Source organism: Nodosilinea sp. LEGE 07088 (assembly GCF_015207395.1).
GTDB lineage: Bacteria > Cyanobacteriota > Cyanobacteriia > Phormidesmidales > Phormidesmidaceae > Nodosilinea.
Genome location: NZ_JADEWX010000208.1, coordinates 1 through 9,067, shown reverse-complemented (window position 1 = coordinate 9,067; position 9,067 = coordinate 1). Strand labels below are relative to the sequence as shown.

Genomic DNA, 9,067 nt, shown 5'->3' with positions numbered 1-9,067 from the left:
AGGCAGGTGGTGGCTGACATGGTAAAGACCCTGAGATGATGCAATTTCAGCGTCTCATGTCAGCTCACCCTTTCCCCCTCGCCTAACGAGGTTTCAAGCCTTTTGCCTACTTGTGTCAGGCAGTCAGCATTATTCGAATCTATCTGAATCCAATAGAAGCGGTTTCATCGCTCACGAGTGATTCTTTGCGCCAGAACACCCTTTAGAAGCCTAATTAGCACTATAAGTAATAAGGAGATCTCTACCGTAGACGAAAGAACCCCCTAGAGACCGACTCCCTAGGGGTTCCTTTGTTTGTTATTCCGTCGCAGGTGCGTATCGTCCGTATGTATCGAGATATACTCGCCCTCTCTCCCCGTCGGCATCAGCTTCGCCCACTTATCCGGATCTGCGTAACCTAACGCCCCGAGCTGATGAATCGTAGCCCGTACTATCGTCGCCCGCACCCCCTCCGGTGAGTCAATCAACAAAGGTTACAACCGCTCGTGCCCCGGCTGGGCGACCGGATTTTCTTACAGCAGAAAGGTAGGCGTAACGCCGATTAAAATACGGGAAATCCTTTGATCTTGCTACCATAAACCTAAGCCTTGCCTATGTCTTTACCATGCCTCCCATCGATATCCGACAGCGGGCGATCGCCCTCCTCGACCAGCTTCCGCAAAACAAGCTGGCCGCAGTAGTGCAACTGCTGGAGGTACTGGCTGAGTCTACACCCCAAATCCCAGCCAGCTCAGAAGAGGCCCCGCTGTTAGCCGTTATTCAATGGCAGCTAACAGCCCCAGAGCAAAGCCGCCTAGATGACCTGCGCGATCGCTGCGAGTGGGGCGAACTAACCAACGCTGAGCACCAAGAGCTGCTGCACTACGAAGATCGCCTAGAACAAAACCGCGTTGAGCATCTTGAAGCCCTCATAGCGCTAGCCAAGCTTCGAAACCTTGACCTAATCAGCCTCAATCAGCGATTTTCATCCCCCATGCAATCCTTCAATGCCGCCTGCTCAGCGCTATTGCTTTAGCAAGATAGCCAACAGGCTTTCAAGAGACTGACAATCTGGCAAAGCAAGCCTGCCAAGCTTCTGAATGACTAAATCTTTCTGAATCGTTGTAATAACAGGTTTTATCACCGAAGCTTTCAGCAAACCTGCCGTCTGCCAGTCAGCGATCATAATCTCGCCAAACAGAAGCGGAGTCTTTACCTGGCTGGTCACGGCTATAAGAATTAGATCAGGCCGAGCTGCATTGTAATCTTGAGAGCTAATTACCGCTGCGGGTCGCTTCTTCAGCGCGTTTTGGTTGGTAAACGGAAACGGAACCAATACGGTCTCGCCAAACTCATAGGTCATCGTAGGCGGCATCCTCAGAGTTATCCCACACCTCAGCAAACGAAGCTTCAGAAGCCTTAGCTGCCGCTGCAACTAACGATTGGTCTAGATCAGGTTGCCAACGGCTCTCTGGCATCGGCATTTTGGCCTCAGCCCATTGCAACAAACGAGTTGCTAAGTGAAGCTGATCTTGCCAACTCAGCTGCTGAGCCTCTTGGATTAACTCTTGCAGTGTCATAGCCATCACCTCCTTTCTTAATTGTGGCACGAGAGGCTTGGTCGCAAAGATCCCTGGGTTCTTCAAGAACCCAGGGATCTGAATTAACGTCAATCCATTTCCCGATGGCCCTAAGGAGCCGGTCTTTGACCATCGCGCCTCAGTAGACTAAACACCTCGCCCTGCTCTGGGGTAATCAAAATCCCCGGTCGCGGTATCGCAATCAACTGGCTCCAGGTCGCCTGCTCTGCATAGGTCAACACATGCAGCAAGTTAATCGTCGCTCGCACCCCCTCCGGCGAGCCAATCACCAAATGGCGCAATCGCTCTCGCCCCGGCTGAGGGCTGGGGGCTACTAAAGTCAGCGGATTCAGATCCCTGGGTTCTTCAAGAACCCAGGGATCTTGACGGGTAAAACACAACATAATCGGGTTCCTTTCCGATGAAACGACGGGGAAGAAACCCAAAAACTTGGCCGCCCCAGACGTAGTGCAGTTCAGGGCGGCCAGGTAAAATCACCTTAGCCTCCGAGACAGCTTACCCTGTCGACGGGGTTAGCCACTGGTTGGTGTTACTAGCACCTTCCAGTGGCGCTTGACCAAATTTTTGGGACATTTAGACTGCACGCACACAGTCTTAGCTCAGTAATTTAGTCCAATCGCGCACCGGGCGCAAGTAAGAATTGTTACCGTTGGCATAAACCCTGAGTTTAAAAACCGGGTTTCTTTGCCGGGTTGCATTTAACCTTTGCACACCCCCCAGAAACCCGGTTTCTGGCCCCATACCCTTACTTGCGTCACTGGCTTGTGAGCACAGCTTGCGGGCCTTTTTTGCGCTAAAGATACAGGGGCGATCGCAAGCTTAGCCCCATTTTCCAGCCGTCCTAACGCCGCAGCCAATGGACGACAGCACCATGGGTTAACGGATGTGCAATAGCTCCTTCGCCCAAGCTTGATCCTCCGCTGATAGGGCTGGTGGCGGCACAGGGGCTTGATAATCTACCCGAATGCCATATCCACTGCGTTCATAAATGCCGTTTACCAGCGGCTGCAAATCAACGATCACCTGTTCCCCCGCTGCTTTCAGCGGCAGCGGAAACTCAGGAATTGGTTCCCGTAAGGAGAATTCATAGAGATCTGCCCGAGGGCGGTACTCTGAGCGACTCACCAAAATGCGATACCGGGCTGCCGATGCCGCCCCCGTAGCTACGGGGTGCATCGCCATTGGGTCATAGGCCCGCAGCAAATCTATTTCCACCAGGTGAGAAGCACTGCCCAAGACCGTTTGTCGCTTAGCGTTATCGATCCTGCGCCCTTCCCCTTGGCGCTTATTCGTCGGTGACAGTACCTCAACCACCGCAATCACGGCATCACTACCAGCCTCTCGAATCTCTAGATAGCGCTCCTTGACCTCCAGCGGCATGGGCAAAATTACCGACTGAGGCCGCACCGTCGTTGCCACCCCAACGCTCCTAGTCTCAGGTGTAGCCTGGGCCGATGGCCCTGGGGTAGACAACACGACCGCGTCTGGAATTCCCACCAGTAATTCCTCATTGGTGCTATCCCTATAGGTGCGAGTCTCAACGGCCACATAGTATTGCGGCAGTAGGCTCGGGGCCAGGGCATCGGCGATAGCCACAATCAATCGGCTGTGGAACTCCGACCAAAAGATAGCCTGTTCTAAATAAGGATCCATACCTGGAAAGGGGGATGCCATCGCTGCGCCTGCAATCTGGGCTACCCCAATTTTAGCGGACTGCTCTGAACCACCTGAGCACGGGTCTAACGTTCTCACCCAGCTTGAGAGCGACTGGTTCTGGCCTTGGCCGCATTTGGGTGAACCCTCGAAGAGGGCTATCATTACGACCTGGCGTGCTGCTTAGGTGATAACGCCAGCATTCTATTTTGGGTGTCGCAGTTTTTACTCAGCCTCAGTCCACTTTCTTGAGTCAAGATCAACTACGCCTACTACCAAGCCGAGGGCATGTCCATTGGCTCGGGGGCAATTGAGTCAACGGTCAAGCAAATTGGACGTCGAATCAAGATTTCAGGAGCTCACTGGGACGAAGATAACGTGCAACAAGTGCTGCGACAGCGATGGGCTTATCTAAATGGCTACTTCTCAAAATGAGTCTTACAAGACTGGGATACACCCAACCCGGACTGGCTGAGGGTCTGACGCACCTATCTTCTACAACTGACTCGTTATATTCATTTCAGCCTTCGAGTACTGGGCTGATGCATAGCGCTAGTGAACGTTACGGAATAGGGGCAACGTAGACGCGATCATCATTGACGATCGCCTCCAGCTGCTCTGAGACCAGAGCATTAATCTGGGCTTTTTGAGCGTCATCGGTGAACGGGGCATAGCTTTCAACCACTTCGTAGCTGCCCACCAGATAGCCAGCCCCCGCCGCTGATAACGCTTGCATAACATCAGGCGTCACCTCGGCTGGTGAGATTAACCAACCCTTGCGGTGAGACAAATAGAGCAAGTTGGGGTCGCCCCCCGTGACCGAAACAACTCGGGCATCAGCGGGGGTTGTCTGCCTCACAACCCCCGCTAGATGGTAAACGGCAGATCGCTCAGGAATTTCTCTGGCCATGTAGTCGATTCCATAGATGACTGTGCCAGTTACGATCATTAGACTACAGCCAGCAATCAGCAACCGCTTAGTCAGCAATGCCCCCCCGGCCATCAGGTTTACCCAGGCTTTGCCCATGAACGGAGCCGCATAGATCATGAATGGCAGCTGATAGTATTCGTGAATGTAGCTGGATGTGGGTGCCACCATGCAGGTGATCAGCACCGCCACCAGGCCAACCTCAAACAGGTACTCCTGGGGAGCGTGACGGGGCTGAAACAAGCCAATGCAAAACAGAATGAAGCCAAAGACAGCAAAATGGCGCACTGCCAGACGGAGAATAATGTCTCCCCAAAACTGCCAGACCGTCAAATCTCCCCAGCCGTAGCGATTACTATTGCCCCAGAAACCAAAGCTGAGCCCTGTCTCCAGAAAAATTTGGTGAGCATGCCAGTACCACAGGGCGGTTGCCCCAATGACAACGGCGGCATATAGCCACAGCCGCCACTGGAAGAATAAACGGCCCTTGAACTGTAGAATCGCCAAAAACAGCAGCGGTAGGCCTACATAAATAATCGGTAGAACCTTAATCAGGCAGGCCAGGGTGACAAAGACCGCCGATAACAGTAAGGAGCGATCCTGCTGCTGACGCTGCCAGTGGACAAACCCATAGAGCCCAATAATGCTGGCGGCTAGCACCATCGACTCTGGCTGAAAGGTGCGGCTGTAAAAGACATTTAGGGGCAAAATGGCGTAGCAGCCAGCGCTCCAAAGGGCGATCGGGCGATCGAGAACGAGGGCGACCAGTCGGTAGAGAAAATAAATCCCGATTAGGGCGCAAAAAATTGACAGCAAACGGCCATAGGCTTCGGCTACCCCCAGCAATCTATAGATCAGGGCGACGGCATAGGGATAGAGCGGAAATTCGGTTTCAGCAAAGCCCGGCGAACTGCCCCCCCAGTCAATTTGGGGATACAGAAATTGAAACCCATTTTCAGAGAAATTTCGCGCCATGGCGGCGGTATCTGACTGTCGCCAGGCATGCACACCGATAATGGGCGATCGCAGATGATAGGTTCGCAGGGCTAGTGCTAGCGTCAGTAAGGCCGCCATAGGATAGCGTCGGATACTCTGCTGCACCGTCTGCCAACCAGACGTCAGTGCAGCACGGGGGGAGGTTAGCGAGTTTGAATCAAATGCCATTGGCGTATCTGAGTAACGACTCGATGGGGTGGTGCCGTTGCCAAGTCTAGATTAGGGCTGACCCAAGCGTAGTGATTGGGGGCCAGATCGGCGGTTGCCTGCTTCAGACTGCCGAGTTGAGGCGTATAGACCGTCAGCAATACCCAGGTTTGGTGGGTGGGGCCATCGAATTGTGGTTCCACAACGAAGTCAACCGGCTGATCCGCCAGCTGCGCGTAGACGTCGGGCGACTGTAGCGCCGCCTTGAGGTCGGGGGCGTAGTTGCCCAGCAGCCCAGAAAATCCGGCAACCGCGATCGTCAGCCAGATCGGGAGCAACCAGCCGGCGATCCAGGTATAGGGCTGCTCCCCTGATTTTACGCGCCACCAGTAGGGTAGTAAGCCCAGTCCGGTGCCTAGAATTAGGGCCAGGTACTGATAGGTTTGGGCCTCGGACGGCAAACTAACGCCGGGGATACCGACAATGGAGATCAGGGCCACGATGACCAGTACCCACCCTAGAATGCCAAAGCTGTCGCTCAAGATCTGCCCGATTCTACGCCAGGGAGGCTGGGTTAGGGCCGCCATGGCGATCGCCGCTAGCAGAGCCATAAACGGATAAAGCTGGAGCGCGTAGTAGGGCGTTCGAGTCGGGAAAAGGGTCAGCAATCCCGCCAGCACGAAGGGATAGCCCCACAGTAACAGCCCGTAGGGAGACCGACGGCCAAACAGGTCAGGGCGAGGGCGTCGCCAACCAATGAGGCAGGCGATCAGAGTAAACAGCGGCCAGGGGAAGGCGTTGGCGGGAATATTCCAGAAATAATAGAGGGCATTGGCGTCGCTGTGGAACGGTTGATCGCTGAGTTCAGCGATCTTGCCAAATAGCGCTGGCAGCACCGAGTCGCCATAGAGCCTGACGCTCAATAGGATCCACAGGCCCACGGCAGTCAGTCCTATGAGTAGGCCGAGATATAGCCCTAGATTCGTCAAGTGGCGGTGGCGGCGCTGTTGGCCAATCAGGTAGGGCAACAACGCCACAGACGGCAGCAAAATCATGAAGCTTTTCATCAAAAAGCCCAGGCCGAGCACAGTTCCCGCCAGCAGCCCCCAAAAGAACCGATACCGAGGGAAGGTTTCTGCCTGGAGCAGCGCCCAGATGCCCAGCAGTTCCAAAAAAACCAGCGGCATGTCCTGGGTGGCCAACCGTCCATACTGAAACCACAGGGGCATAATTGCCAAAATCAGCGCCCCGACCAGGGCCATTGGCCGGTTAGGCAGCACCGTTCTGCCAATTTCATAGGTCAGCAGCGAGGCCCCGATAGCGGTGACGATGCTCGGTAGTCGGGCGGCCCAATCGCCCTGGCCAAAGAGCACATAGCTAGAGGCCATCAGCCAGTTGAGGGCAATGCCGTGGGTATACACGGGCTGCCCCCACCACTGACGGGCTAACCAGTTGCCTGACTCCACCATAAAACGGGCTTCGGCGGCAAAGTTACCCTCATCGAAGGCCATCAAGCTCTGTTCGCCATTGGTGCTGAGGAGCAGGACTCCCATCCACACCAGCAGCAGCAAATAGGCGATGGCGCGAGAATCTCCCAGAGATTTGTCAGCTGGCGGTGAAAACAAAGCAGAGGAGCGCATCGGTTATTGGGTCACAGCTATTTAATGACATCATCCACAGGGGTGATCACCGGACGATTGTAGCGGAGCCTGCGGCCCTCTCAACAGGGTCTGTCGCGTCTCTACCTCAAGCCCCCATGGGGGAGCGATCGCCCATGGGGCCATAAATTAAAGAGTGCTGATGGCTCAGACCGACGCCAGCCATACAAAAACCGTGCCGGGGCGATCGCCCCGGCACGGTTGACTCGGTATAGATAATTTCTATAAAACCCAGCTTAGAGTCTGCCCACTAAATACCTATCCGGTGTCTCTCTGCGACCGGCCTAGTGGGCCGAGTTCGCGTTCCTGATCGGGATGGGGGTTGAGGTGGAATACTTTTAGAATCCGGCGTCAGAGTCTGTCCAGGTGGCACAGGGGTTGTTGACACAGCTAGCCATAACCACCTCGATGAAGAAGTTGCCTTCGTAGGGAGCGACGACAACGGGGACAGCATCGATCAAACTATCTGAGGCCACCAGGTTGCCCGAGTTGGCGTCATAGAGATAGATGTCTAGATCGGCGCAGTCGTCATCACAGCTGGCATAGACCGATTCGCCCGCTAGCAGGTAGCCGTCGTAGGTAATGGTCTCGCCGCTGGCCAGCCAGTCTGACCGAGACTGGGCATCGGCCATAGGGGCGGTGCTGACCACTGCGATCGCACCCAACACGACGGTTGCCGCCGCCTTGACTCCAAACTGAACCATAGTTAGGTCTCCAAATAGTACTAATAACGCCACAGGTAAGACGCCGAGATCTCTCCTCGACTATAGTCAAAGCTTCCCATTGGGGTAGCAAATCGAACAAAAATCACTAAAAAAACACGCAGACATTAACCCACGATGACGCCGCCTGCCCTCAATCTCAAGTCTGGCCTCGGCTGCAGCGGTCTGCCTTTCGCTACACCTTCCTAGGGCCGGACGATAAATGGGTTGTTAATCCTCGGTGCCCGCAGCTGCAGCACCAGCGCCTGATAGACCGCAGCGCTGACATCGGCACGGCTGGCCACTCGGTTAGGGTGCAGTTGAATAATGTCGGGCACGTTGACCACTAACCCCAGCTGGGTGGCTTTGGCGATCGCATTGGCCCCATAGCTAGGAATCTGGTTGCGATCGCGGTAGTAGTTGAGCAACTCCAGGTTGCCGGGCTGGTTGGGCAGCAGCGCCAGCCCCGACACCAGGGCTACCCACACCTGAGCCCGCACCAGCGGATTGTCTGGGCCAAAGGTTTGATCTGGAAAACCCGATAGAAAACCGCCCCGATAGGCTGTTTGAATCGCCTGGTGAGCCCAGTGGCTCGACGGCACATCCCGAAACAGCTGGCCCGATCGCCTCGGGGCCGGGGCAAAGGCCCGATTGACTAGAGCGGCAAACTGGGCCCGCGTCATCGGTTGGGTCGGGTTAAACCGGCCTGACTCATCTCCCTGCACTAGGCCCAGGCTATGCAGCCCCTGAATGAAATCCAGCGCCCAGTGGGTTTGAATATCAGCGAAGGACCCCTGGGCTGCCGCCGGAGCCAAAGCCGCCCCGGTCTCAAGGCGAGGCGCTGTCCCTAGGGCCACTAAACCCTGGTAGATCAGCACGGCGATCTCGGCCCGAGTCATCGTTTCTAGGGGGCGTAGCTGGGTGGGGTCGGGGTGGTTAATCACCAATCCGGCTTGGGTAGCACTGGCCAGGGCATCGATGCCATAGCTGGGAATCTGGGCGCGATCGCCGTAGACCCCCAGCACGCTGGCCGGGGCCGGGGGCAAGCCCAACCCCGCCGCCACCGCCACGATCGCCTGCACCCGCACCATTCCTTGATCAGGGCGAAAGGTCTGGTCGGGGTAGCCCCCCAAGAACCCCCGGCGCTGAGCCTGATCAATGGCGGCAGCGGCCCAGTGAGAGGGGGGCACATCGACAAATTTCACGCTCCCTCGCACTGGCGGAGTAGAGCCGAAGCTAGCGGCCACCAGGGCCGCAAACTGGGCCCGATTGATCGCCTCATGAGGACGGTAGGTACCGTCGCGGTAGCCCTTGACTAGCCCCCGAGCCGCCAGCGCCTCGATGTAGGCCGTGGCCCAATGGTTATCTAAATCGGTAAAGCGGCTGGGTATCTGTCTCTTATAC

Annotated in this window: 9 protein-coding genes and 1 pseudogene; 2 read left to right on the top strand and 8 right to left on the bottom strand. The window is 55.8% G+C overall.

What is annotated here, in order from left to right; translation table 11 throughout:
* Nucleotides 1-604 precede the first annotated feature (604 nt).
* Complete coding sequence (locus IQ254_RS27270) at nt 605-1,015, top strand: hypothetical protein (RefSeq protein WP_193969298.1); 411 nt, start codon at nt 605-607, stop codon at nt 1,013-1,015.
* On the opposite strand, the gene IQ254_RS27265 is transcribed toward IQ254_RS27270, so the two are convergent.
* From IQ254_RS27265 to IQ254_RS27250, 4 genes are all read right to left on the bottom strand, one after another.
* On the bottom strand, nt 1,004-1,342 hold the full coding sequence (locus IQ254_RS27265) for a type II toxin-antitoxin system PemK/MazF family toxin (protein ID WP_228041150.1): 339 nt from the start codon (nt 1,340-1,342) through the stop codon (nt 1,004-1,006). The two genes, IQ254_RS27270 and IQ254_RS27265, sit on opposite strands and share 12 nt — an antisense overlap.
* Nucleotides 1,332-1,559 carry a hypothetical protein gene (locus IQ254_RS27260; RefSeq protein ID WP_193969296.1) on the bottom strand — a complete coding sequence of 76 codons (228 nt, stop codon included), beginning with the start codon at nt 1,557-1,559 and terminating at the stop codon, nt 1,332-1,334. Before IQ254_RS27260 ends, IQ254_RS27265 begins: the two co-directional genes overlap by 11 nt.
* A gap of 110 nt (nt 1,560-1,669) precedes the next feature.
* Nucleotides 1,670-1,963: a hypothetical protein gene (locus tag IQ254_RS27255; RefSeq protein ID WP_193969295.1), complete on the bottom strand. Its 294-nt coding sequence runs from the start codon at nt 1,961-1,963 to the stop codon at nt 1,670-1,672.
* A 493-nt stretch (nt 1,964-2,456) separates the two neighbouring features.
* Nucleotides 2,457-3,254 carry a DUF4058 family protein gene (locus IQ254_RS27250; protein ID WP_193969294.1) on the bottom strand — a complete coding sequence of 266 codons (798 nt, stop codon included), beginning with the start codon at nt 3,252-3,254 and terminating at the stop codon, nt 2,457-2,459.
* A gap of 237 nt (nt 3,255-3,491) precedes the next feature.
* Here IQ254_RS27250 and IQ254_RS27245 point away from each other — a divergent pair.
* Nucleotides 3,492-3,668: pseudogene (locus IQ254_RS27245) on the top strand (ISKra4 family transposase); the annotation flags it as partial.
* Nucleotides 3,669-3,795: 127 nt separating this feature from the next.
* Here IQ254_RS27245 and IQ254_RS27240 read toward each other — a convergent pair.
* The 4 genes from IQ254_RS27240 to IQ254_RS27225 all read right to left on the bottom strand — a co-directional run.
* Nucleotides 3,796-5,325: a glycosyltransferase family 39 protein gene (locus tag IQ254_RS27240; RefSeq protein ID WP_193969293.1), complete on the bottom strand. Its 1,530-nt coding sequence runs from the start codon at nt 5,323-5,325 to the stop codon at nt 3,796-3,798.
* Nucleotides 5,301-6,944: a glycosyltransferase family 39 protein gene (locus IQ254_RS27235; RefSeq protein ID WP_193969292.1), complete on the bottom strand. Its 1,644-nt coding sequence runs from the start codon at nt 6,942-6,944 to the stop codon at nt 5,301-5,303. The genes IQ254_RS27240 and IQ254_RS27235 overlap by 25 nt, the downstream gene beginning before the upstream one ends.
* 356 nt (nt 6,945-7,300) lie before the next feature.
* Nucleotides 7,301-7,666: a hypothetical protein gene (locus IQ254_RS27230; protein WP_193969291.1), complete on the bottom strand. Its 366-nt coding sequence runs from the start codon at nt 7,664-7,666 to the stop codon at nt 7,301-7,303.
* Between the two features lie 203 nt (nt 7,667-7,869).
* On the bottom strand, nt 7,870-9,067 hold a 1,198-nt coding region (locus IQ254_RS27225), incomplete at its 5' end, for an S-layer homology domain-containing protein (protein WP_193969290.1).

Excerpts from the sequence above, each read along its gene's own strand:
- IQ254_RS27270 (WP_193969298.1), top strand. The coding sequence starts at position 605 with ATGCCTCCCATCGATATCCGACAGCGGGCGATCGCCCTCCTCGACCAG.
- IQ254_RS27265 (WP_228041150.1), bottom strand. The coding sequence starts at position 1,342 with ATGACCTATGAGTTTGGCGAGACCGTATTGGTTCCGTTTCCGTTTACC.
- IQ254_RS27260 (WP_193969296.1), bottom strand. The coding sequence starts at position 1,559 with ATGACACTGCAAGAGTTAATCCAAGAGGCTCAGCAGCTGAGTTGGCAA.
- IQ254_RS27255 (WP_193969295.1), bottom strand. The coding sequence starts at position 1,963 with ATGTTGTGTTTTACCCGTCAAGATCCCTGGGTTCTTGAAGAACCCAGG.
- IQ254_RS27250 (WP_193969294.1), bottom strand. The coding sequence starts at position 3,254 with ATGGCATCCCCCTTTCCAGGTATGGATCCTTATTTAGAACAGGCTATC.
- IQ254_RS27240 (WP_193969293.1), bottom strand. The coding sequence starts at position 5,325 with ATGGCATTTGATTCAAACTCGCTAACCTCCCCCCGTGCTGCACTGACG.
- IQ254_RS27235 (WP_193969292.1), bottom strand. The coding sequence starts at position 6,944 with ATGCGCTCCTCTGCTTTGTTTTCACCGCCAGCTGACAAATCTCTGGGA.
- IQ254_RS27230 (WP_193969291.1), bottom strand. The coding sequence starts at position 7,666 with ATGGTTCAGTTTGGAGTCAAGGCGGCGGCAACCGTCGTGTTGGGTGCG.